We start from the raw sequence: 23405 nt of genomic DNA on the forward strand, positions 1-23405 counted from the left end.
CCTCCTTTGGAGGAGGTAGCTTTGCTTTGCCACAGGACTTATCGTGGGTAGGTGATATTGAACAAGGCTGGGCTGACCGAGAGATAGCAATGGAGAATAACTACCTGTCAGCGCTGGAGAAGGTGAATAATGGGGAATCTCTGACTGAAGCGGAGCTGACAGCGATAGAGCGATATGCGGCAGCCTATCCGGATCGTGTGGGTGATTCCGTTATACAGTATGTACAGCAAGCACGTCAGGTCAAGGCAGAGGAAATGAAAATCCGTAGCTTGATTGACAAGGTGGATAATGGAACTTTGTTAAATAATGAAGATAAAAATTTCATTGAGGATTTTAAAAAGAAGCATCCAGATGTTCAGTTACATATAAGTTTAGAGAAAGCAATTCAGGAAGAAAATCTATATGATAAACTCATAGTTAAGGATAAAAAAGGAGAGGAACTAAACAAAGAAGAATTAAATTTTTTAGAAGTTTTTTATAAAAACTATCCTTCCTTGTCTATTCCAAAGTCAATCTCCAAAAAATTAAAGGACAAGAAGTTCTATGATCAAATTGATAGGTATAATTTAGCTGAACTTGAAGAAAAGTATAAAGGTTTGATAAATGAATATTCAAGTTATAGGCAAACTGGTTACTTTTATCCTCAAAGGGAAGGTTTAACCCCTATTCAAATTGAATATATTTATTTTCGCCATCAATTTTTGACTAGCTTGGGGGATACTCCTCTTGATGAAAAACAGCGAAACAATAAGATGTTTGAGAACTTGAGGGACTCAGATAAGAAAGAGATAGATGAGTTATCGGCTGGAGAGTTGAGTTCTAGACATATAGAATTTATGAATAGCAGGATAGGGTTAGAATTGGATTATCTAATGATGTCTGATGCAGATAAGGCTAAGAAAGATTATAGTTACTATCGCTTTAACCAGTTGATGAAAGAACAGCCTATTGATTGGCGTGATCCAAATTATATAACAAAGCGCAATGCATATATTCTTGAAACAGGAAAAAATCCAAGTACTAATGAACCAGCTACAGAAGCTGAAATCATCACAGCAAAAAACTACGGATGGGTCAAAGCTATTCCAGATACGGTTGCTTGGACAGATATGATGGTTGGATCTTATGTGGGGCATCAAGTCTACAATGGGAAGCCGATTTATGGATTGGATACAGATTTATTAGGCAGAGCTAAAATTCCAAGTTCTGGAAATTCTTCAGTGGTGTCAAGGGTAGAATTCGAGAACAATTCAGTACCATCTGTAGGAAAAGCACAGAATGTAAATTTACAGTTTAATAGTGAGCAAAAATTAGTGAATCATTTTGATAAACACAGTGCAGAGGTTGCTCACGCATTGAAAAGAACGGATTACTCAATAGAACAATATTTAAAAGACGCAAATTTTGTAGTTGAAACGGGTACTTATGTACCAGAATTAAATGCATATGTAAAATTTATAGGATACGAAGGCAAAAATACTTTGTACGCCTTTGTCGGATTAGATCGAAATACTGGAAATATAACGACATATCATGTAAAAACTGTTGATTATCTTATCAAAAAGGCACCTAGTCTAGGATTTGAACGTTAAGGAGAAATTTAATGATTTTTGTAAAAAAAATAGAATGGATAGATATTGATACCAAAGAAGCGGATGTCACTTTATCGGATAATCAATATGAATTGGTTTGCTTTTCAGATGAATTTTTTGGAAAGGTTGGCGGAAAGTTTGATGACATGCTATATGCTATTGTTGATGGAGACATATATAAAAGCGAAGATAATCTATTTCTAGTAAAGCATCTGAATAATTTTGAATATTTTATAATTGCTAAAATATTTGATAAAACAAGAAATATCGCTCAGGTAGGAGAATTTTTGATTAATATAGGTGGAGGAATTCCAAATGATCTTGAGAATGGTGAATTTGTTGAATTTCATGTTAGAAGGATTGATATTTATTAATGCTCAGTGAAAGTCATACGAAAAATTGATTAACTCTATTGGAAAAGATTTCTGAAGACTAGCGAGAAACGCAGTAAACTATAAAAATTTAGGGTATCTGAGGGTATAGTTATTAATGAATAACACACAATTTAAAAAGATTGTTGGCGAAATTTTGAAATCGCAAGGTTTTGCTTATGAAAATAAATATTATACAAAGGTATTGCAGAATACGGATATGAGTTTGAAGATCGAATTGCCAGAATGATATGAAGAGAGCGAATTTTCGCTCTCTTTTTGGTCTCTTACAGTATGGTATAATTGAATTGGACAACACTTGGACTGTTATTATCAAAGAAAGGGATAGAGCTTATGTTAGATATTCGTATTGATGCCATTACTAACAAGTCTTTGACCTACCAGCTATTAAGAAAATATTCGACTTTGCCTTTTTCTCAACTAAAGTCAAGAATAGAAAATCATGATCCAGTGATGGAAGTCGATGATTTAAAGCTGGACGAACTTCGAAAGGCTAGGAAGTTAATTTATGATTTAAGCGACATAGGTACGGAGGTCACGATAAAGGACTCAACAGGCATCATCACCTTGGAAGTATTAGATAATATTATCTCTAGTTATGAAGGGATTACGGCTGATATAGAAGAGCTAGATACCCTTATGTTTGATGAAGAGGATTGATTGCTAAATTTCTATATTTTAACGAATTTATAACTTGGAAAATCAGTGCTTCCGAAGCTGGCAAGGTCAATTCTTTTAGCATGTTAGCTGATAAGGGATTTAAGATTCCTCCTGACAATGGCCTAGCCTTCCGAGCAGCTGTTCAGAAAGTCTTGCAACCTACAAATATGAGCTTGAAGATCGAATTACCAGAGTGATAAAGAAAGTGAATTTAGAGGAGACGAGCATCTTCTCTTTTTTGTTTGCGACAGACCTTATCCTCCCATCGGCGGTCAATGATCAATATTCAATATGGTATAATGGGACAAGGTAGATAGACGACTAGTCTGATGATAGGAGAATGGGTAATTGAAAGCTAAAAAAATTGGTGTTATCTTTCTAATTTTAATTGGTGTATGTAGCCTTGTTGTATTTGGTATTCGAGAGTTTGAAAAACAAGACTTATCTAAATATGAATATTGGATTGTAGATACAGAAATTACGGATTATGAATTTATTGAAAATGGGAAAATGATCACAGTTGATTGGCACAGTAAAAAGGAAGTCAATCAACAAGTAAGTGTTCTTGATAAAAAGCCTAAGTTTGGCTCTCCCGGGCGAATAGCTGGTAGTCGTTTCCTTGTTTCCTATGCGGCGCGATTCAAAGCAAAATCCGCTTGGAATGAAGTGCGAGATGATTTTCCTATTCTGGAACAAAATTATCCAGATAAGGGGGAATATTGGAAAATAAATGTCTACGACACTAAGGGTGAAAAGTTAGACAAGAAAGTGTTGGATGTATTTGAGATCACTAGAAATTATAATGAGAACTATTATCCTGCTTTTATATTAAATAAGTATTCGATAGACAGTATAGATGGTAAGGAATATCTAACGATTTCTTTACGGAAAAAAGAAGATACCATCACTGATGTCAGAGACGAATCCAAATTACTTAAGAGATTGATAGACTTAGAGACAGGAAAGATTGTAGATATTGACCCAAACAATCAAAAAAAGAGTTCGCCTAAAATTGGACTTGGTTCGATAGATTCCTTTTCATAGCTATTTGAAGATCATGATTTTTATGTTAGCGATAATGATATTCATTTTTGGAAGCTTGGAGATAATACAAAACACTGGCTCTTAAATAGAAAATACCCGAAATCTATGGAAATAATTTCTAAAAATCCTGAAACAAGCTATATATATAAACTTGCATCTGATGATGATTTGCAAACGTCCATAGATATGATAAAACTCGTTTTCCCAGAGGGTACGAATATCTTTAAGGATATCACCATTCCAGCGGCTAGTTCAAAAGATGGACAGGCGCATCTGGTTCAAAGCGAAGAAGAGTTTTTACAATATTATAAATCCAGTGCGGAATAACAATGGGACAAAAACGAATATTAGCAGAACATGTAAAAAATGTGAAGCATAGTTTTGGGGATATGGGTGGCAGAATAGAAGAGCTCTAGTCTGATAGGGTACTCTGAAACAGATACAGCTAAGGATGCCTTAATAAAAACAATAGGAAGGTGGTTTAGTTAGTGGCAAAGAAAAATAGAAAAAATAAAGCGAAGATTACTGATATAGAAAAAGAAAGATACCACGGCCCTTTGATTACAAATGGTGTCAGTTTAGGATACATTAAGATTTATCCATGGATTGCTTTGGCATTAACAGGTTTTCTGTATGTGGGTGGAACTTATGAAGACAATCTAGGCATCTTTAAAGGACTTTCTTTGTTTTGCGGTGTTGTGAATATATTAGGTATTATCATTTCTTTTATTCCCTATTTGGTAAACGCATGGAAGGCTTTAACATATTATTTGATAGCCCTTACAGTGTTAAGCTTAGTGATAAGTCTAAATTTTATTTGTTTACTAATGGTTATTTCAGACGGTAGTCCTATAGGAGCCAAGGAGATATATCAATCCCCTCTCACTCCATTTTATGTAATATTGATGATGTTCCTTTTTATCTTTGCCTGTGGCCTCTATGCTTGGTATTATCTCCCAAAGAATCAGGGGAAAGTCTGGGCTTTTAATCAAGTTAAAGAGGGAGATAGAAAGAAAACATGGTGGAATAATTTTGCTATAGCTTTTGCTGGGGCAACAATCATTCCCTCCCTCCTAACAGGCTATATTCAGATTGCTTTTGGTATTTTATTGGGAATTTTGTTGACTTTGAGCCTGCCAGCTGTCATGGTAGATGCGGTTTATGCAGCTCTTTATGTGAAAGAGCACCCTGATAGTGATGAATTAGATTAAAAATACAAATTTATTGACAACAGATTTGTGAGTCTTGGAATACACTATCCGACCTACGCATGGAGAATCATATTTTAAAAATGTACTCTCCTTGGAACATGAGAAAGAACCACCTTAGAACAAGATGTCGCAAGTGTTTTGTTTGACTATATTACTGCTTTTTATCTAATGAGACATTAAAAGTTGTTGTACTGTATAATATGCTATAATAGTCTATAGAAAGTCGAGGGAATGATGAAGAAAATATTATTAGTGGTTGTGGTGCAGGGAGTGGCCCTATTTGTGATAACGGGTCTGCTCTGTTATTTTATGCGAGGGGATTTTTTCTTCCGTGCTTTGGCGCCGATTTTTGGTCTGGCAGCTGGGGCCTTTCGCTTCTTGACAGCCATGGTGACAAAAACGCTGGCTCCCAGTCTTTATGAGGATGGGGAGAAAAAGGAATAGTCTATATAAAATTAGGAGGTCTGGGAATATTGATTCCAGACCTTTTTATAAAAGTGGGTACTTTAAATAAAGACTTTTAATTTTTTTCAGAAAAAGGACAGGTAGGGGGGCTTTCCTAGGCTCTTTGTGGTAAAATAGTAACAGAATTAAAATTTTGGAGAGTAAAGATGAAACGTTCAATGTATGCGGGACGTGTTCGGAGTGAGCATGTCGGTCAGGAAATTACTTTGAAAGGTTGGGTTGCCCGCCGTCGCGATTTGGGAGGCTTGATTTTTATTGATCTGCGTGACCGCGAAGGCATTATGCAGCTAGTTATTAATCCTGAGAGTGTTTCAGATGAGGTCATGAAGACAGCTGAGAGCCTGCGCAGCGAGTTTGTCATCGAAGTGACTGGTAAGGTAGCCGCGCGTGAGCAGGCCAATGACAAGCTGGCTACAGGAAGTGTAGAGCTTCACGTAGACAGTCTGACGATATTGAATACTGCTAAAACCACTCCTTTTGAGATTAAGGACGGGATTGAAGCCAATGACGATACGCGCTTGCGCTACCGTTATTTGGATTTGCGTCGCCCAGAAATGCTGGAAAATTTCAAGTTACGTGCCAAAGTGACTCATTCCATCCGCAATTATTTGGATGAGCTGGAGTTTATCGATGTAGAGACACCATTTTTGACCAAGTCAACGCCTGAAGGAGCGCGTGACTATTTGGTACCGAGCCGTGTCAACCAAGGTCATTTCTATGCCTTGCCTCAAAGCCCACAGATCACCAAGCAGCTGTTGATGAATGCTGGTTTTGACCGTTATTACCAGATTGTCAAGTGTTTCCGAGACGAGGACTTACGTGGAGACCGTCAACCAGAGTTTACACAGGTAGACTTGGAAACTTCTTTCCTATCTGAGCAAGAAATCCAAGGCATTACTGAAGGTTTGATTGCCCGTGTCATGAAGGAAACCAAGGGAATTGAAGTAACCTTGCCTTTCCCACGGATGAAATATGACGATGCCATGGCTCTTTATGGTAGCGACAAGCCAGATACTCGCTTTGACATGTTATTGCAGGACTTGACAGAGCTTGTCAAGGGTGTTGACTTCAAAGTCTTTTCTGAGGCACCAGCTGTCAAGGCAATTGTCGTTAAGAATGCGGCTGACAAATACTCGCGTAAAGATATTGATAAGCTGACAGAGCAAGCTAAGCAGCATGGAGCCAAGGGACTTGCGTGGGTTAAATTTACTGGTGGAGAACTAGCTGGTCCTATTGCTAAGTTCTTGACAGACCTGTCAAGTGAGTTGACAACTGCTTTACAATTAGAAGAAAACGACTTGGTGCTCTTTGTGGCAGATACCTTGGATGTTGCCAACGCAGCTCTGGGGGCTCTTCGTGTCCGTTTAGGCAAGGAATTAGGTTTGATTGACCCTGCTAAGTTTAACTACTTGTGGGTGGTAGATTGGCCAATGTTTGAGTGGTCTGAAGAAGAAGGCCGCTATATGAGTGCTCACCATCCGTTCACCCTGCCTCAAAAAGATTCTGAGCAGGAGCTGGAAGGAGATCTAAGCAAGGTTCGTGCGGTTGCCTATGATATCGTACTAAATGGCTATGAACTAGGTGGTGGTAGCCTACGGATCAACCAAAAAGATCTGCAGGAACGGATGTTTAAGGCTTTAGGCTTTTCAGCTGAAGAAGCGCAAGACCAGTTCGGTTTCCTTCTAGAAGCTATGGATTATGGTTTCCCACCACATGGAGGTCTGGCTTTGGGTCTGGATCGCTTCGTCATGCTCTTGGCCGGTGAAGAAAATATCCGTGAAGTCATTGCTTTTCCTAAGAATAATAAGGCTTCTGACCCAATGACGCAAGCACCAAGCTTGGTTGCTCCAGCACAATTAGAGGAATTAAGTTTACAAGTAGAATCACATGAAAAAGACTAGTTTGCGGAAACTTTTTCGCTATTATCTTCATCGCTTTGCCTATCATGTCAAGTTGCTAGAAGTTCTGAAAAGTATTTCGCGTGAAAAATATGATGAGAAATTTTCAGCCTCTCTGGTATATGGCTTTCTCTCAGCAGTAGCGGTCAATTTCTTCTTTCAGCCAGGCCATGTCTACTCAAGTGGTGCAACGGGCCTGGCGCAGATTGTCTCGGCTTTGAGTGGTCGCTTTATCGGCTTTACCATTCCAGTTTCCATTACTTTTTATGCGATCAATATTCCACTGATGATTTTGGCTTGGTATCAAATTGGGCATAAGTTTACTGTTTTTACTTTTATCACTGTTTCGATGAGCTCGCTTTTTATCCATTTTGTGCCAGAAGTGACATTGACGACCAATCCCATTATCAATGCCTTGTTCGGGGGAGTTGTCATGGGGACAGGGATCGGTTTTGCCCTCAAGTCAAGCATCTCGAGTGGAGGGACGGATATTGTTAGTCTGACCATTCGCAAGAAAACAGGTCGTAATGTAGGCAGTATCTCCCTGATTGTCAATGGGATTATTATGCTAATTGCTGGTCTGACCTTCGGTTGGGAATACGCTCTCTACTCAATGATTACCATCTTTGTATCCAGCCGTGTAACGGACGCTGTCTTTACCAAGCAAAAGCGGATGCAGGCCATGATTATCACCAGTCATCCTGAAGAAGTGATTAACAAGATTCACCACAAGCTCCACCGCGGTGCGACCATTATCAATGGGGCGGAGGGAACTTACAATCACGAGCAAAAGGCGGTGCTGATTACAGTCATTACGCGTGCTGAGTTTAGCGAATTTAAGTACATCATGAAGCAGACGGATCCGACCGCCTTTGTCTCCGTATCTGACAATGTACATATTTTAGGAAGATTTGTAGAAGAGTAGTCTCGATTATCGGCATCACTGTCGAATCTTACTCAAACTCAGTGCATACATTTATACATAAAAAAGGAACAGGTTCAGCTGGATGTTTTCCCATCCAAAATGAACCTGTTCCTTTTTATATTTTTACTTTATTTCAAAACCAAGACTTGCTTAGCAGGAACGGTATAAGAGTCTGCTAGCGGGGCGATTGGTTTTTTAGCGTTAATGTGCGGATACTGAAGGTGGATGCTTTGCTTCATTTTATTTTCATAAGTCGCTGCTTCAGTACCAAAGTTAATCAAAATGGTCAGCGCTTGTTTATCTTTTTGAATCTTATATTCAAGGAGGCTAGGGCTGAGCCATTTGACCTGACAAGCCTTTTGAATAGCAGAGCTAGTTGTCAGAGTCAAAAGCGGATGAACCTTTCTAAAGGCAATGAGTTGCTTCAAAAATTCAATGTCTTCGGTATAGTGAAGTGAGCGCAGCCAGTCTAGCTTGTTGACATCATCAGGCAGGTTGTAGGTGTTGTCAATCAGATTCTTGGTCCGATAAAATTCCTGCCCGCTGTGGAGGAAAGGAACTCCTTGCGCTAAGAGAACAATGTGCAGTGCTAGGCGAGAGTTAGCTAGGCGCTGACGGAGGTTGATATTTGGATTTTGAATATCAAAATAATCAAATACCGTTGCGTTGTCATGGCATTCTACATAGTTGATCGCCTGATGAGGCGCTAGGAAATGTTGCTCTCCTGTCAAGCCGACATTGGCTGTCAGGACATTTTCTAGCCAGCTGGTCGCATGCTCTTTGTCCAGTCGGCTACCTTGGACGATGGTTTGTTTGATCGTATCACGGAAATGATCGCTGAAGAATCCATACTCAGGTAGTTGTTCAGCGTTGAACTGATGAGCTAGAAGGTCGCTATCAAGACCAGTCGGCATCTGCCAACCTTCTCCGTAAAGGTAGATGTTGGGATGGATGGCTTTTAGTTCCTGAGCGATTTGCTTCATGGTGGTTATGTCGAGAATGCCCATCAGGTCAAAGCGGAAACCGTCAAAGCCGTAGAGGCTAACCCATTGCTGGACGGATTGTTGGATATAATGCCGCACCATAGCTTTTTCACTGGCCACGTCATTTCCGCAGAAGGTACCGTTTGTCCGTAGGCCTCGCTCATCTAGACGATAGAAGTAGCCTGGCACAATCTTTTCAAAAGCATAGGCATCTGCCTCATAGACGTGATTGTAGACGACATCCATGATAACGCTCATATCAGCCTGGTGATAAGCTGCAATCGCATCTTGTAGTTCAAAGATACGGCTATAGGGATCGTGTGGGTCGCTTGAGAAGCTACCTTCAGGAACATTATACTGAACGGGATCATAGCCCCAATTATAAACGAGTTCAGGATGTTTTTCGTCAACACTACCAAAGTCATAGACTGGCATAAGTTGAACGTGTGTAATGCCTAAATTCTGCAAGTATTTTAGACCAAAAGTATGACCGTGTACGCTTGGAGATTCGGATAGAGAAGCGAATTTACCAGGTTGTGAGAAACCAGCTTCCTTTTGCATGGAGAAATCACGCACGCTCATTTCATAGATAACGGCTTCTGTTGGTTTTACTTGGCTGGCAGCCCGACGAATAGGTCTGCTAATCTTTTTGCGGTCAATGACATAACTATTACCAGAGTTGGCATCTGAAGAGAGGGCGTAGGGGTCATGTACTTCTACCCATTTTCCGTTTACCTTATGGATATAGTAGTAGGCCTTGCCTTCTAAGTCTCCAAGGACCTGCGTATGCCAGACACCCCTATCTTGCCTTTGGAGGGGAATGGCCTGCTCTTCCAGATGCAGCAAGACTTTTTCTGAAATAGGGGCCCACAGTTTGAAATCTGTTGCCTGAGGGCTATAGCTGGCTCCCAAATCTCTTTCTCGGTAGCTAAATAATTCATCAAAAATTGGCTTTTGGACAATGTGACGATACTGGAGAATGGTGTGATTGCGATCCTGATCATAGACTGTGTAGGATTCAGTCAAATCAATCGGGTCATTGACTGAAAGGGTGTAGACAATCTGATGTTCTTGATTCTCAATTTTTTTGATAGTCAAAGGACTAGAACTGTGCTTGTCCTCTAGAGTGAAGTGGATAGAATAAGCGTCAAAGGATTTTTCCAATTCGATAGTGATGCTATTTTCATCATCTAAGTAGGCTTGGAAAATACGATAAACCATGAAATTTCTCCTTAACTAACGAGTAAGAATGCTGTGGGGGATAACCTGACGATAGCAAGTATGCTTGTCATCCTTATTATCTTTAATGATTTGGAGCAAGGTACGGAAAGATTCCCTCCCCAACTCGAGGGTGTTGATATTAATATAGGCATCCACATCAATGCGTGGCTTGATAGAGTCAAAAGTGATAATCGGGAAGCGGTAGTCAATGTCTTTGAGATAGTGGAGAGCCCCTTCGGCAACCATACTATCCGATGTCACAAAGGCTTCAATTTCCTGAATAGGCATCTTTTCCATAATCTTATAACTGCTATCTTCCAAGAGGAAACCGAAAGAAAACTTGACGATGTTTTCATCGAGAGGGATGCCTGCTTCTTCTAGGGCTTGTTTGTAGCCGGCAAAGCGGTCTTGGGATACGACAAGCTCTTTATTCCCAGCTAGAAAGGCAATTTTTTTATAACCTTGATCTAGGAAATATTTGGTTGCATCGTAGCCAGCCTTGATATTATCATTATCGACCAAAGAAACAAATGGTGACACTGCTTTCCCTAAAATCAAGAAAGGAAATTGGTTTTTAATCGCAAAGTCAACCAGCGGATCGTTTGGCTTAGAATAGAGAAAAATCAAACCATCGACGCGTTTTCCGAAAATCATTTGTTTAATATTTTCTAAACGACGCTCTTCGTCCTGTCCAGTGCTAATCTGAATGGCATAGTCATGTTCAGATGCGATGCGCGAAATCCCCCGCAAGACAGTTGGGAAGAATGGGTTTTGGTAAAAAAGATCCGAATCATCGGGCAGCACTAGGCCGATGACTTGGGTTGATTGACTGACCAGACTTCTAGCATTGAGATTTGGATGATAGTCCAGCTCTTTCATGGCAGCACGAACCCGTTTTTTAGTTTCATCGCTGATGGTTGACTTGTTTTGTACGACGCGTGTCACCGTTGAGGGAGACACACCCGCTAGTTTCGCTACTTCTTTAATCGTAACGCGCATAATAACCTCCTAATTTCTGAAATCCTCATCACGAAAATGTGTTTTGTAGAAAATAATCACCAAATAAAGAACAAACAAGATATTTTGAACGGTGATAATCGTAGGCAGGCTTTGCCCAAATAAGCCGCAGATAAGGCCGATAATCGTTGGTAATCCTAGGCAGTTGAGGATAAAGTGATAGCATTCTTTAAAGGTTTTAAAAGAAAATAGCCGTGACTTCTTGGTCAGATAGAGCAAGAAGGAAGCACCGAGTGCTAGAAAGGCAAAGTTGATGCTAAAGAGGAAACCTGCGGAGAGGACTAGAAAGAGGCTGATCACCAGGCGGTTTTGCTGGAACCAGTCTTTAGAAATGGCTTTGGTCAGGGCTTCTTTACTTTTTAGAGCCTTCTGGTCAATGGCTTGGTAGTGGATATTGGCCAGTTCTTTTCCTTCTTTAGTGATTTTGAGATTTTCTTTGTCGAAGTAAAGCGTCAGCTCCTTGCCTAATTTGAGCTCATCATGATGGCCAATAATGACAGTCCCAGCAGCATTGCGATGAATGCCTTCAGGATTTTCAGTGGTCAGCACATGGTCTTTCATCTGGGCATGATGGTCAAAGTCAATCATCACGTCTTCATCCAAAGTATCAAAAGCTTTGTCGACAAAAGTATCCAGAGCATAGCTCGTCAAAGACGCTGTCTGAATGGCCACGGGGATCAAAGACAGAGAAATCAAAAAGACGCTGGTAAAGATGAGCTGGAACCAGCTAAGCATCCGACGATTGGCGAAAGTTTTTCTAAAACCAATCAAGCTCGAAAAATAATTAAAAGGATAAGGTAACATAGCTGCCTCTTTCTAAAATTATAATCAGGTGGTGGCCAATAAAGAACTTATTGGCTGCCATATAACTATAATTGTCTTTAAATCAAAAACAGGGTGGGACAAGATTATCCCTTGTCTCCACCACTTGTTAAACCAGATACAAAATTCTTTTGCAGGAAGAAGAAGAGAATACAGATTGGAAGGGCAGTGAGAATCGCACCGGCAGCAAAGAAGGCAATTTTTTGATTCTTGACATCGCTGACGAAGGTACGAAGACCAACTGCAACCGTATAAAATTCTTTTTCACGAAGAAGGAAGCTAGAGAGGATATAGTCTCCGAAAGGTCCCATGAAGGCCCAGAGAGCTTGCACAGCAATCATTGGACGAACGAGAGGCAGGACAATCTGCCAGAAACGTCTGAAATGACCAGCACCGTCTAATTTAGCCGACTCATCCAGAGACATAGGAACGGTATCGAAGTATCCTTTCATCAACCAAGCATTCATTGGAATACCACCACCCACATAAAGGAAGATGAGGAACCAGCTTTGGTTAAGGGCATTGAGCATCAGCGCCATAACGAAGAAGGCAGTCAGAGCTGCAATAGTTGGCACCATTTGGATAATCAAGAAGAAAACCAAACTTTGCTTTCTTGCGATGAAATTGTAACGGCTGTATGCATAACCTGCAAGTACCACTATACTGGTTTGGACAATCATTGTCAAGACGGCAATGATAATGGTGTTAAAGTACCAAGTACCATATAGAGTCTCTGAAAAGAGACGAGAGAAGTTTTCCAGACTGAAGTTGATGTCTGTGTCTAACTTGAAGGCCACGACATTCCCCGTCTTGAAAGCAGACATGATCGTGATCAAGAGCGGGTAGAGAATGATAATAGAAAGCACTACAAGGTAGAGATAGGTCAAACTGTGGTTGATAAAACGTTTAAATTTAACAGAACTATTCATCTTATACATCCTCCATATCAAATGCGTGTAGTTTCTTGAAGGCAATCATAGAGATAGAGATGACGATGATGGAGATGATGAGGGTAACGGCCGCCGCCATTGAATATTGCGGTGCTGTACCTGTGGTCAAACGATAAATCCAAGAAATCAAGATATCAGTTGAGCCGGCTCCTCCACCGACACTACCAGGACCACCTGCATTGAAGAGGTAGATGATTGAGAAGTTATTAAAGTTAAAGGTGTATTGACTGATCAAAGTTGGTGCCGCAACTGCCAAGATCATTGGGAAAGTGATGTTGCGGAATTTCTGCCAAGCATTGGCTCCGTCGATGTAGGCTGCTTCGTAAAGGTCATTTGGAATAGACTGCAAGATACCTAAGGTCAGGACGTAGATATAAGGAAATCCAAGCCAACCTTGCATCATGATAAGGGCAATCTTAGTCCAAGTCGGATCAGTCTTCCACGGAATCAGGTGTCCATCCAAGAAAGGAAGAACCTTGCTGAGAAGCGGGATGACTTGAGTGTTGATGGCACCGATACTATCGTTGAACATATTTGAGAAAGTCAGGATAGTGATAAAGGCTGGAACTGCCCAAGGAAGCAGGAAGATAACACCGAAGATGCGTTTTCCTTTGATGAATGGTTGGTTGGCAATAATAGCAGTGAAAATACCGATTACGATTTGCAAAGTAGAGGCTGCCAGCGCCCAGATGATAGTCCAAGTCAAGACAGAACCAAAGGCCGCACGGAAGGTACTCAATTGCCAAATGTTAGCAAAGTTGGTAAAACCAACCCAATCCAAGAGTTTATTTGGTGGCAAGTGTTTGAAATCATAGTTGGTAAAGGCGATCAAGAGCGTTACCAATACGGGGAAAATGATAGCAAAGGTCATTGCCAGATAAGAAGGGATGATGAGTAAGTAAGGGAAGCCATTTTCATAGATTCCATCAAACATTTCCTTCAAGGTAGTATGAACAGGATAATCATTGTTCCACTGTTTAGCAACCGTCTGAGCATCCTTCAAGTTAAATCCATAGAAAATCAGGAAAAATACCACGAGGATGAGGTGGAAGGCACCGCGGATCAGCATGAAGAGTGAGTTGTCACCACGGACTTCACCAAGGGTGATGAGATTTTCAATTTCTGGTAGGGCAATAGCTACGAAATAAGCTAAAAATGCAACCGTAACCCCAAGAAAGATGTATCCTTTGGCTTTTTGATCATTATAGATTTGCCCCAACCCTGGAATGAGGGAGCGCAACATGGCTTGTTTGGGATCTTTTTTTGTCATTGTAGTCTCCTTAGATACGAGAAAGATTGAGGAATTGCAGTAAGTACAAGTCCTAATCCGAGTTTTTCTTATTAGAAGATAGAATAAAGCCTCATTCTATCAAACAAGGGGTAGGGAAAATTCCCACCCCTTTATTTAAACTTGCTTATTTGTTGCCGAATTTTTGATCGATAGTTTCTTTGATCAATTTAACAGCATCTTCAGCTGAAGTTTTAGCATCTTTCTTGCCGCTTACAGCATCGAAGAGCATGTTCTTAGCTGGATCCCAAACAGTACTCATTTCAGAGATGTTTGGCATTGGTTCTGCAGATTTGAACTGTTTAACAACCGCATCTGTCAATTCATCTTTCTTGCTTACAGCGTATTCACGTGCTTCTGTATTAGCAGGAACTTCGTTTGTTGCATCGTAAAGAGCTTTTTGTTGTGCAGTTGATGCAAGGAAGTTAACGAATTTTTGTGCGCCGTCAACGTTCTTAGAACCAGCAGGGATGACCCAAGCTTTACCACCACCAAAGGCTTTGTATTCTTTGCCGTTTGGAAGTGTTGGGATAGTTGCTACGCCGTAGTTTACTTTAGCTTCTTTAAGAGATGCAGCTTTCCAAGGGCCGTCGATGATTGCAGCAGTTTTTCCGCTTTGGAATTGAGTTTGGATCAAGTTAGAAGCGCCTTCTGTATCTTGCATACCTTTAGGCCATTTTTCATACCAAGTCTTAGCGTATTCAATTCCCTTGATAGAACCTTCGTTAGCCAAACCGATATCTTTAGGATCTGTACCGTCTTTACCGAAGACATAAGCACCATTTCCAGCAAGGAGACCGTAAGCATAGTAGAAGTTTGTCCAGTCAGCAAGGAAAGCAGAAGTTTTGCCATCTTCACCTTCGAAAGCGTACTTGCTGTCTTTAGCCAATTCTTCAAGTTCAGCAAATGTTGTAGGAGCTTTTTGGATCAGGTCTTTGTTATAGTACATTACCAAAGTCTCGATAACAGCAGGAGCACCGTAAGTAGTTCCGTCGATTGTTACCAAAGATTTAGTAGTATCGTCAGCTTTTGCATCTTTGCCCAACTCAACTTCTGAAAGTTGTCCGTCAGCACCTAGGCTTCCCACGCGGTCGTATGGTGCCATCATGACATCTGGAGATTTACCAGATTGGTTGTCAAGCGAAAGGTTATCAAGACCTGTAAGAGCATCACCAGTTTTGATAGTGACCTTTGTTCCGGTTTCTTTTTCATAAGCCTTCGCAGCTTCTTCCATGTAGCTCTTGTAGCCTTCGTCTACATATGCAGTGAGCTCATTGCTTGCAGCAGCTTCTTTTTTAGAAGATTTGCTACCGCAGGCTGTCAAAATAAAACCTGCTAAAGCAACAGTACCGAGAACAGCAACGCTCTTCAACATTTTGTTTTTCATGATTATTCCTCCTAAAGAATAAAAGTATAATACCATCTAAGAACACGCTTGCATAGCGCAAACGTTTTCTTGAACTTAAAATAATTTTAGCACAAAAGGTAAACGCTTGCAAGTGTTTTTAAGAAAATTTTAAAAATTTTTTAAGGAAAGAGTGTTAATTTAGACGATATAAAAGGAAAGAAATTTGAAATCTATGGTATAATAAATAAAAAAGTTTTTTAAAAAGCTTGCACTTGAAAAAAAAATAGGTTATAATTCAAGCAGCGCAAACGTTTTCGCTAAATAAAGTAGGAAACAAGCATGAAAAAATTTTTGAGGTGTTACATATGAAAGCGAGACAAAGTGGTGTATTGATGCACATTTCCTCTTTGCCAGGCAAGTACGGGATTGGTTCTTTTGGTCAGTCTGCTTATGATTTTGTGGATTTTTTAGTTAGAACGAAGCAACGTTATTGGCAAATCTTGCCTTTGGGAACGACTAGCTATGGGGACTCTCCTTACCAGTCTTTCTCAGCCTTTGCAGGGAATACTCACTTTATTGATTTGGATTTCTTGATTGATGAAGGCCTGTTGGCAGAAGAAGATCTAAAAGGCGTTGATTTTGGTGATGATCCAAAAGCTGTAGATTATGCAAAAGTATTTGAAGCACGTCGTCCTCTTTTGGAAAAAGCGGTTGCTCGTTTCCTTAAAGTTGGCGATCTTGACAAATTCCGTCACTTTGTTGCAGAAAATGCAGCTTGGTTGGAGCTTTTTGCGGAATACATGGCTGTTAAAGAGCATTTTGATCTGAAAGCTTGGACAGAATGGCCAGATGAAGCGATTCGTCGTCGCGAACCAGAAAGTTTGGCTAGCTATCGTGAGAAATTGGCGGACAAGCTGGAGTACCACCGTGTAACTCAATATCTCTTCTTTAAACAATGGTTGGAACTCAAGAAATATGCCAATGACCATCACATCGAAATCGTTGGTGACATGCCAATCTATGTAGCTGCTGACAGCGCAGATGTTTGGGCTCAGCCTCACTTCTTCAAGACAGATAAGCAAGGTCGCCCAGTTAAGGTTGCTGGCTGCCCACCAGATGAATTTTCAGAGACTGGCCAATTGTGGGGTAACCCAATTTATAATTGGGATGCCATGGATCAAGATGGCTATGCTTGGTGGATTGAGCGCCTGCGCGAAAGCTTCAAGATTTACGACATTGTTCGGATTGACCACTTCCGTGGCTTTGAGTCTTATTGGGAAGTGCCAGCTGAGTCTGATACAGCGGCTACTGGTCACTGGGTCAAAGGTCCAGGTTATAAGCTATTTGCCGCAGTGAAAGAAGCTTTAGGTGATTTGAACATTATTGCAGAAGACCTTGGATTCATGACGGATGAAGTCATTGAATTGCGTGAACGAACTGGCTTCCCAGGTATGAAGATTCTGCAATTCGCTTTCAATCCAGATGATGAGAGCATTGATAGCCCACACTTGGCGCCGCATAACTCTGTGATGTACACTGGTACTCACGACAATAATACTGTGTTGGGCTGGTATAAGGATGAGATCGATGATCCAACCCGTGGATACATGGCTCAGTACACCAACCGCAAAGAATACGAAACGGTGCCACATGCAATGCTTCGTACAATCTTTGCTTCCGTTAGCTACATGGCTATCGCAACGATGCAAGATTTGCTAGAGCTAGATGGCTCTGCCCGCATGAACCTGCCTTCTACAATTGGCGGCAACTGGGCATGGCGGATGACAGCTGAAGAGCTAAACCCTATCGTAGAAGGTCAGCTTTATCATTTGACTAAGGTCTATCGTCGTCTGAATACGGACTTGCTTTCATAAGACAATAAATTTCAATACTTTCTAATACTAGGAGAAATCATGTCAAACTTACAAACATATATCCAAAAAACTTATCAAAAGCAAATTGCTGATTGTAGCAATGAAGAGCTTTATTTGGCTCTCTTGAACTACACAAAATTAGCGAGCGCCCAAAAGCCAGTTAATACTGGTAAAAAGAAACTCTACTACATCTCTGCTGAGTTTCTGATTGGTAAACTCTTGTCAAACAACTTGATTAACCTTGGCCTTTACGACGATGTGAAAAAAGAACTTGCCGCTGCTGGTAAAGACTTGATCGAAGTTGAAGAAGTAGAATTGGAACCATCTCTTGGTAATGGTGGTTTGGGCCGTTTGGCAGCCTGCTTCTTGGACTCTATCGCAACCTTGGGTCTCAATGGTGACGGTGTTGGACTAAACTACCACTTTGGTCTTTTCCAACAAGTCCTTAAAAACAATGAACAAACAACTATTCCAAATTTCTGGTTGACTGAGCAAAACTGGTTGGTTCGCTCAAGCCGTAGCTACCAAGTGCCATTTGCACACTTCACCTTGACATCAACTCTTTACGATATTGATGTTCCTGGTTACAAGACAGCTACTAAAAACCGTTTGCGTTTGTTTGACTTGGATTCAGTTGATTCTTCCATCATCAAAGAGGGAATCGAATTTGACAAGACAGATATCGCTCACAACTTGACTCTTTTCCTTTATCCAGATGATAGCGACAAGCAAGGTGAATTGCTCCGTATCTTCCAACAATACTTCATGGTTTCAAACGGTGCGCAATTGATTATTGATGAAGCAATTGAAAAAGGCAGCAACTTGCATGACCTTGCAGACTATGCAGTTGTACAAATCAACGACACTCACCCATCACTGGTTATTCCTGAGTTGATCCGTCTTTTGACTGCGCGTGGTATCGAGCTTGATGAAGCGATCTCAATCGTACGTAGCATGACTGCCTACACAAACCACACTATCCTTGCTGAAGCCCTTGAAAAATGGCCTCTTGAATTCTTGCAAGAAGTGGTTCCTCACTTGGTACCAATCATCGAAGAATTGGATCGTCGTGTCAAAGCAGAATACAAAGATCCAGCTGTTCAAATCATTGACGAGAGCGGTCGTGTTCACATGGCACACATGGATATCCACTATGGATACAGCGTTAACGGGGTTGCAGCACTCCACACTGAAATCTTGAAGAACTCTGAGTTGAAAGCATTCTACGATATTTATCCAGAGAAATTCAACAACAAGACAAACGGTATCACATTCCGTCGTTGGCTCATGCACGCTAACCCACGTTTGTCTAGCTACTTAGATGAACTTCTTGGTCGCGATTGGCACCATGATGCTGCTAAGTTGGAAGGTCTACTTGACTTTGCTGGCAAGCAAGAAGTGAAAGAAAAGCTGGAAGGCATTAAGTCTCACAATAAGCGTAAATTGGCTCGTCACTTGAAGGAAGCTCAAGGTGTGGAAATCAATCCAGATTCTATCTTTGATATCCAAATCAAGCGTCTACACGAGTACAAACGCCAACAAATGAACGCTTTATATGTGATCCACAAATATTTGGACATCAAGGCTGGTAACATTCCTGCTCGCCCAATCACTGTTTTCTTTGGTGGTAAGGCAGCTCCTGCTTATACAATTGCCCAAGACATCATTCACTTGATCCTTTGCTTGTCAGAAATCATCGCAAATGACCCAGAAGTGGCACCACACTTGCAAGTGGTTATGATTGAGAACTATAACGTTACAGCATCAAGCTTCTTGATTGCAGCTGGTGATATTTCTGAGCAAATTTCACTTGCTTCTAAAGAAGCTTCAGGTACTGGTAACATGAAATTCATGCTCAACGGTGCTTTGACACTTGGTACTATGGACGGTGCTAACGTGGAAATCGCTGAGTTGGTTGGCAAAGACAATATCTACATCTTTGGTGAAGATTCAGAGACAGTTATCGACCTTTACGCAAAAGCAGCCTACAAATCAAGTGAATTTTACGCTCGTCCAGCTATCAAACCGTTGGTTGACTTTATCATCAGCGATGCTGTTCTTGCAGTAGGTAAGAAAGAACGCTTGGAACGTCTTTACAATGAATTGATCAACAAAGACTGGTTCATGACGCTTCTTGACTTGGAAGACTACATCAAAGTCAAAGAGCAAATGCTTGCTGACTACGAAGACCGCGACGCATGGTTGGATAAAGTGATCGTTAACATTGCAAAAGCTGGCTTCTTCTCAGCAGATCGTACAATCCAACAATACAATGACGAAGTATGGCATTTGGATAACTAATAAATTGAATAACTTAAAAAGCCTAGACAGTCCTGTCTTGGCTTTTCTCTTGTTAGAAGACTCGAGTAAGTAGCCTTGGAGGATAAGCTTTTCTGGTAGATAGAGCTTTTAAAATCGTAGCAGACCTTGTCTCTTGTCAGTCTTTTCTTTTGGGTGTATAATAAGAAAAAGTATTTCTTTACAGGAGGTTGTTATGAAAAAGAAACCAATTTATCTCTATGTCTTACTGGGGTTAGAAACAGTAGGCACTTTGTGGGGGCTTATTTCGAAGTTCTCCTCTTCAAATGATGCCGTGGAAACCTTGCTAAAAGGGGTTAATGAGCCAGCAAAATCTCAGTATGCAACTTACTTTAGTAAGAGCGCTGAACTGTCAGGTTCGCTAATAAATAATATTTTCTTTTATGTTAGCTTGCTTCTTTTGATTGCAGCTTGGTTCTTTGTTTTTAAGAAAGATATTTTCAAAGCAAATCTTATTTACATCGCGAACGTTCTTATTGGCTTGATTGGAACAGCGTACGGTTATGTGGTAGCAAAAGGGATTGCAACGTCTTCTTTTTCAGATCCATCCTTACTCTCATCTCAGATACTAGGCTTGAACTTTACTATTGGCTTCTCTGTTGTTGTTAGTCTTATCTTCCTTTCCATTGTTATCTTTAAGCTGATCAAGCAGCAAAAGGAAGCTGAGAGTGTAGAAGCGGTTGAAGAAGATTAAGATTTGGCAAATAACATTTACTGCTGATAAGCTAGATGAGCGGATAAATGTTATTTTTTTGGAATGGAGCAAATAAACATGAAAGTTTCCTTAGTTTATATTAGCTTGAGTGGCAATACAGAGAGTTTTGTCCGTCGTTTGAGCGACTATTTATTAGAGCAGCATCCGAGTTTAGAGATTGAGAAAATTCACATCAAAGACTTAGTGAAAGAGGGGCATCCGTTCTTTGAAATGGCCAATCCCTTCATCACTTTTCTACCGACCTATCTGGAAGGTGGTAATGGTGTGGATAATGGCGATGTCGAAATTCTCACGACGGATGTAGCCGATTTTATTGCCTATGGGCAAAATGCTAGCAAGTGCTTTGGAGTTATCGGAAGTGGCAACCGTAATTTTAATAATCAATACTGTCTGACCGCTAAACAGTACAGCCAACGTTTTGGCTTCCCCGTTTTAGCTGATTTTGAAATGCGTGGCATGTTGGGCGATATCAAAAAAGTAGCTGGCATTATCGAGGAATTGTACGGAATAAAAGCATAAGAAAAAAGCCGTTCAGTCAACAGTTGTTGACCGAGCGGCTTTTGTTTGTATTATTGGTTTGCTTGTTCGCCGGTGATAGTTTCGACCAGCTCTTTTGAATATAAAATTCCTAAACGGTAGTTTTTGTTAACGTAAGCTATAAGGTCATTTTGGTTTTCGCTAGTGGCCATTTTTTCTTGGAGTTCTTGTCGAAAATGATCACTTTTTAGGAGTTCCTGCTGCAGCAAAATCTGCAACTTTACCTTTTCTCTTTTGTTGTACAAAAAGAGAATGACCAAGCTAAGGGCAACTAAAATATAAGCAGTTTCATTCATAAAATATCTCTTCCTAAGAAAACCTCCCAAAACTGGAAGGTTTGTGTAGGGTTACATTTTTTCTGGTGCTTCTACACCAAGCATGCGGAGAGCTTCCTTCAGTACAACAGCAGTGGCGTAGCTAAGAGCTAGACGGCTGTCACGTTCCGGAGTTTCATCCAAGATGCGAGTGTGAGCATAGTATTTATTGAAGGCTTGAGCTAGGCTGATCGCGTATTTGGCAATCAGAGATGGCTCAAAGTTATCAGATGCACGTTTAACTACGCGAGCGAAGTCTTGGATCAGTTTGATAATTTCCCAGCTTTCAGCATCGTTGAGGTTGTAGTTGGCATCAAGACTTAGCTTGAAGTCTGCTTTGCGCAGGATAGACTGGATACGTGCATAGGCATATTGTACATACGGTCCAGTTTCACCCTCAAAGGAAACCATTGCTTCCAAATCAAAGTCGTAACCATTGCGGCGGTCAGTTTTAAGGTCGTAGAATTTAACGGCACCGACACCAACTGCATGGGCAACAGCTTCTTTGTTTTCCAGATTTGGATTTTTTTCTTCAATTTGAGCTTTGGCACGGCTGATTGCTTCTTGCAGAGTTGGTTCCAGAAGGATGATGTTTCCTTTACGTGTTGAAAGTTTTTGGCGATTCTTCGTAACCAGACCAAAGTCCACGTGGATCATATCATCGCTCCAGTCAAATCCCATCTTCTTAAGGACGGCCTTGAGCTGACGGAAGTGGTTTGATTGTTCTTGACCAACGACATAAACATTCTTGACGAAGTTGTAAGTGCGTGCACGGTACATAGCAGTGGCAATATCACGGGTGATGTAAAGCGTAGCACCGTCTGATTTTTTAATCATAGCTGGTGGGAGATTGACATCGTCCAAGTCCACAATGCTAGCGCCCTTTGATTCTTTCAGGAGACCCTTGTCTTCCAAAATCTTAACGGCTTCGTCCATCTTGTCATTGTAGAAGGCTTCTCCGTTTAAGCTATCAAATTCAACACCGAGCAATTCATAGATACGGTTAAATTCAACAAGACTTTCGTCACGGAACCATTGCCAGAGTTCTGTTGCTTCTGGATCGCCATCTTCCAGTTTCTTGAACCAAAGGCGACCTTCTTCATCCAAGGCTGGGTCGTTTTCGATTTCGGCATTGATGCGAACGTAGAGTTGCAAGAGTTCATCGATTGGGTTAGCTTCAACGGCTTCCTTGTTGCCCCATTTCTTGTAGGCAACCATGAGGAGGCCAAATTGCTTGCCCCAGTCACCCAAGTGGTTGATCTTGATGGTATTGTAGCCCATCTTGCGGAAGATATTGGACAAGGCATCTCCAATAACGGTTGAACGCAAGTGTCCGACAGAGAAAGGTTTTGCAATGTTAGGACTGGAAAGGTCGATGGTAATATTTTCGCCTTTACCTTCGTTCTGTTGACCATAGTCAGCGCCTTCCTTGATGACTTCTTTGATGACTTGATCAGAGATTTTAGCTTTGTTGAGGAAGAAGTTGACATAAGGTCCAGTTGCGACAACTTTCTCAAAGTGACTTGGGTCGATCTTTTCAGCAATATCCGCAGCGATAGCTTGAGGAGCCTTGCGTTCTACTTTTGCAAGTGAGAAAGCTGGGAAGGCAATGTCTCCAAGATCGGAACTTTTCGGTTGCTCTAGTAGGTTAGAGATAGCGTTTTGGTCCAAGCTGTCAATAACTTTGGCCAACTCGCTAGCGATTAATTGTTTATTATCCATATTTGCTCCTTTGGGTCTTTTGTTACTATTCTATCACATTTTATGAGGAATCTTCAATTTTTTTGGTATAAGATAGATTTTTTGATATAATTGAGAGTATAAATATTC

22 protein-coding genes and 1 pseudogene are annotated in these 23405 nt (G+C 40.9%); 15 read left to right on the forward strand and 8 right to left on the reverse strand.

Annotated elements, in window-relative coordinates:
• The 11 genes and pseudogenes from O3644_RS04660 to O3644_RS04710 form a co-directional block, all read left to right on the forward strand.
• A pseudogene (locus tag O3644_RS04660) lies at positions 1-1592 on the forward strand (hypothetical protein); the annotation flags it as partial.
• 11 nt (positions 1593-1603) lie between these two features.
• A complete protein-coding gene (locus O3644_RS04665; RefSeq protein WP_371595177.1) occupies positions 1604-1966 on the forward strand; it encodes a hypothetical protein in 363 nt (120 codons plus the stop codon).
• Positions 1967-2081: 115 nt separating this feature from the next.
• Positions 2082-2213, forward strand: coding sequence for a hypothetical protein (locus O3644_RS04670; RefSeq protein WP_371595178.1), 132 nt, complete (start codon positions 2082-2084; stop codon positions 2211-2213).
• A gap of 104 nt (positions 2214-2317) precedes the next feature.
• A complete protein-coding gene (locus tag O3644_RS04675) occupies positions 2318-2644 on the forward strand; it encodes a 50S ribosomal protein L7/L12 (RefSeq protein WP_371595179.1) in 327 nt (108 codons plus the stop codon).
• Entirely contained in the window at positions 2641-2841 is a 201-nt protein-coding gene (locus O3644_RS04680) for a hypothetical protein (protein ID WP_371595229.1), read from the forward strand. The genes O3644_RS04675 and O3644_RS04680 overlap by 4 nt, the downstream gene beginning before the upstream one ends.
• Positions 2842-2992: 151 nt before the next feature.
• Positions 2993-3688 (forward strand): hypothetical protein, encoded by a 696-nt coding sequence (locus O3644_RS04685; RefSeq protein ID WP_371595180.1) that lies wholly within the window; start codon positions 2993-2995, stop codon positions 3686-3688.
• A 105-nt stretch (positions 3689-3793) separates the two neighbouring features.
• On the forward strand, positions 3794-4015 hold the full coding sequence (locus tag O3644_RS04690) for a hypothetical protein (protein ID WP_371595181.1): 222 nt from the start codon (positions 3794-3796) through the stop codon (positions 4013-4015).
• Between the two features lie 161 nt (positions 4016-4176).
• Complete coding sequence (locus O3644_RS04695) at positions 4177-4899, forward strand: hypothetical protein (protein ID WP_371595182.1); 723 nt, start codon at positions 4177-4179, stop codon at positions 4897-4899.
• 231 nt (positions 4900-5130) lie between these two features.
• Positions 5131-5343: a hypothetical protein gene (locus O3644_RS04700; protein ID WP_371595183.1), complete on the forward strand. Its 213-nt coding sequence runs from the start codon at positions 5131-5133 to the stop codon at positions 5341-5343.
• Between the two features lie 167 nt (positions 5344-5510).
• Positions 5511-7265, forward strand: coding sequence for an aspartate--tRNA ligase (gene aspS / locus O3644_RS04705; RefSeq protein ID WP_371595184.1), 1755 nt, complete (start codon positions 5511-5513; stop codon positions 7263-7265).
• Complete coding sequence (locus tag O3644_RS04710; protein ID WP_005591464.1) at positions 7252-8187, forward strand: YitT family protein; 936 nt, start codon at positions 7252-7254, stop codon at positions 8185-8187. The genes aspS and O3644_RS04710 overlap by 14 nt, the downstream gene beginning before the upstream one ends.
• Positions 8188-8315: 128 nt before the next feature.
• Here O3644_RS04710 and pulA read toward each other — a convergent pair whose 3' ends face one another.
• From pulA to O3644_RS04740, 6 genes are all read right to left on the reverse strand, one after another.
• On the reverse strand, positions 8316-10391 hold the full coding sequence (gene pulA, locus O3644_RS04715; protein ID WP_371595185.1) for a type I pullulanase: 2076 nt from the start codon (positions 10389-10391) through the stop codon (positions 8316-8318).
• A 15-nt stretch (positions 10392-10406) separates the two neighbouring features.
• The gene (locus tag O3644_RS04720; protein ID WP_045500145.1) at positions 10407-11390 is read right to left on the reverse strand and encodes a LacI family DNA-binding transcriptional regulator; all 984 of its coding nucleotides are present in this window, start codon (positions 11388-11390) and stop codon (positions 10407-10409) included.
• 9 nt (positions 11391-11399) lie between these two features.
• Positions 11400-12212, reverse strand: a complete 813-nt coding sequence (locus O3644_RS04725) for a DUF1189 family protein (RefSeq protein ID WP_371595186.1) — start codon at positions 12210-12212, stop codon at positions 11400-11402.
• 104 nt (positions 12213-12316) lie between these two features.
• On the reverse strand, positions 12317-13159 hold the full coding sequence (locus O3644_RS04730) for a sugar ABC transporter permease (RefSeq protein ID WP_005592080.1): 843 nt from the start codon (positions 13157-13159) through the stop codon (positions 12317-12319).
• A 1-nt stretch (position 13160) separates the two neighbouring features.
• Entirely contained in the window at positions 13161-14450 is a 1290-nt protein-coding gene (locus tag O3644_RS04735) for a carbohydrate ABC transporter permease (protein ID WP_048765602.1), read from the reverse strand.
• Positions 14451-14595: 145 nt separating this feature from the next.
• A complete protein-coding gene (locus O3644_RS04740; protein WP_048765601.1) occupies positions 14596-15855 on the reverse strand; it encodes an extracellular solute-binding protein in 1260 nt (419 codons plus the stop codon).
• A gap of 317 nt (positions 15856-16172) precedes the next feature.
• Here O3644_RS04740 and malQ point away from each other — a divergent pair, with 317 nt between their 5' ends.
• From malQ to nrdI, 4 genes are all read left to right on the forward strand, one after another.
• The gene (gene malQ, locus O3644_RS04745) at positions 16173-17690 is read left to right on the forward strand and encodes a 4-alpha-glucanotransferase (protein WP_371595187.1); all 1518 of its coding nucleotides are present in this window, start codon (positions 16173-16175) and stop codon (positions 17688-17690) included.
• A gap of 39 nt (positions 17691-17729) precedes the next feature.
• Positions 17730-19991: a glycogen/starch/alpha-glucan family phosphorylase gene (glgP, locus tag O3644_RS04750; protein ID WP_371595188.1), complete on the forward strand. Its 2262-nt coding sequence runs from the start codon at positions 17730-17732 to the stop codon at positions 19989-19991.
• Positions 19992-20184: 193 nt separating this feature from the next.
• The gene (locus O3644_RS04755) at positions 20185-20703 is read left to right on the forward strand and encodes a lantibiotic ABC transporter permease (RefSeq protein WP_371595189.1); all 519 of its coding nucleotides are present in this window, start codon (positions 20185-20187) and stop codon (positions 20701-20703) included.
• 63 nt (positions 20704-20766) lie between these two features.
• Positions 20767-21243, forward strand: coding sequence for a class Ib ribonucleoside-diphosphate reductase assembly flavoprotein NrdI (gene nrdI, locus O3644_RS04760; protein ID WP_371595190.1), 477 nt, complete (start codon positions 20767-20769; stop codon positions 21241-21243).
• Between the two features lie 50 nt (positions 21244-21293).
• Here the strand turns inward: nrdI and O3644_RS04765 are convergent, their stop codons facing one another.
• Positions 21294-21557 carry a MarR family transcriptional regulator gene (locus O3644_RS04765; RefSeq protein ID WP_371595191.1) on the reverse strand — a complete coding sequence of 88 codons (264 nt, stop codon included), beginning with the start codon at positions 21555-21557 and terminating at the stop codon, positions 21294-21296.
• 51 nt (positions 21558-21608) lie between these two features.
• Positions 21609-23297: an arginine--tRNA ligase gene (gene argS / locus O3644_RS04770; RefSeq protein WP_371595192.1), complete on the reverse strand. Its 1689-nt coding sequence runs from the start codon at positions 23295-23297 to the stop codon at positions 21609-21611.
• Positions 23298-23405 lie beyond the last annotated feature (108 nt).

Origin of the sequence: Streptococcus sp. 27098_8_113 (assembly GCF_041432545.1) — a bacterium.
GTDB lineage: Bacteria > Bacillota > Bacilli > Lactobacillales > Streptococcaceae > Streptococcus.

Bases quoted from the DNA above. Each gene is read 5' to 3' on its own strand.
- O3644_RS04665 (WP_371595177.1), top strand. From the start codon at position 1,604: ATGATTTTTGTAAAAAAAATAGAATGGATAGATATTGATACCAAAGAA.
- O3644_RS04670 (WP_371595178.1), top strand. From the start codon at position 2,082: ATGAATAACACACAATTTAAAAAGATTGTTGGCGAAATTTTGAAATCG.
- O3644_RS04675 (WP_371595179.1), top strand. From the start codon at position 2,318: ATGTTAGATATTCGTATTGATGCCATTACTAACAAGTCTTTGACCTAC.
- O3644_RS04690 (WP_371595181.1), top strand. From the start codon at position 3,794: ATGGAAATAATTTCTAAAAATCCTGAAACAAGCTATATATATAAACTT.
- O3644_RS04700 (WP_371595183.1), top strand. From the start codon at position 5,131: ATGATGAAGAAAATATTATTAGTGGTTGTGGTGCAGGGAGTGGCCCTA.
- aspS (WP_371595184.1), top strand. From the start codon at position 5,511: ATGAAACGTTCAATGTATGCGGGACGTGTTCGGAGTGAGCATGTCGGT.
- O3644_RS04710 (WP_005591464.1), top strand. From the start codon at position 7,252: ATGAAAAAGACTAGTTTGCGGAAACTTTTTCGCTATTATCTTCATCGC.
- pulA (WP_371595185.1), bottom strand. From the start codon at position 10,391: ATGGTTTATCGTATTTTCCAAGCCTACTTAGATGATGAAAATAGCATC.
- O3644_RS04720 (WP_045500145.1), bottom strand. From the start codon at position 11,390: ATGCGCGTTACGATTAAAGAAGTAGCGAAACTAGCGGGTGTGTCTCCC.
- O3644_RS04725 (WP_371595186.1), bottom strand. From the start codon at position 12,212: ATGTTACCTTATCCTTTTAATTATTTTTCGAGCTTGATTGGTTTTAGA.
- O3644_RS04730 (WP_005592080.1), bottom strand. From the start codon at position 13,159: ATGAATAGTTCTGTTAAATTTAAACGTTTTATCAACCACAGTTTGACC.
- O3644_RS04735 (WP_048765602.1), bottom strand. From the start codon at position 14,450: ATGACAAAAAAAGATCCCAAACAAGCCATGTTGCGCTCCCTCATTCCA.
- O3644_RS04740 (WP_048765601.1), bottom strand. From the start codon at position 15,855: ATGAAAAACAAAATGTTGAAGAGCGTTGCTGTTCTCGGTACTGTTGCT.
- glgP (WP_371595188.1), top strand. From the start codon at position 17,730: ATGTCAAACTTACAAACATATATCCAAAAAACTTATCAAAAGCAAATT.
- O3644_RS04755 (WP_371595189.1), top strand. From the start codon at position 20,185: ATGAAAAAGAAACCAATTTATCTCTATGTCTTACTGGGGTTAGAAACA.
- nrdI (WP_371595190.1), top strand. From the start codon at position 20,767: ATGGAGCAAATAAACATGAAAGTTTCCTTAGTTTATATTAGCTTGAGT.
- O3644_RS04765 (WP_371595191.1), bottom strand. From the start codon at position 21,557: ATGAATGAAACTGCTTATATTTTAGTTGCCCTTAGCTTGGTCATTCTC.
- argS (WP_371595192.1), bottom strand. From the start codon at position 23,297: ATGGATAATAAACAATTAATCGCTAGCGAGTTGGCCAAAGTTATTGAC.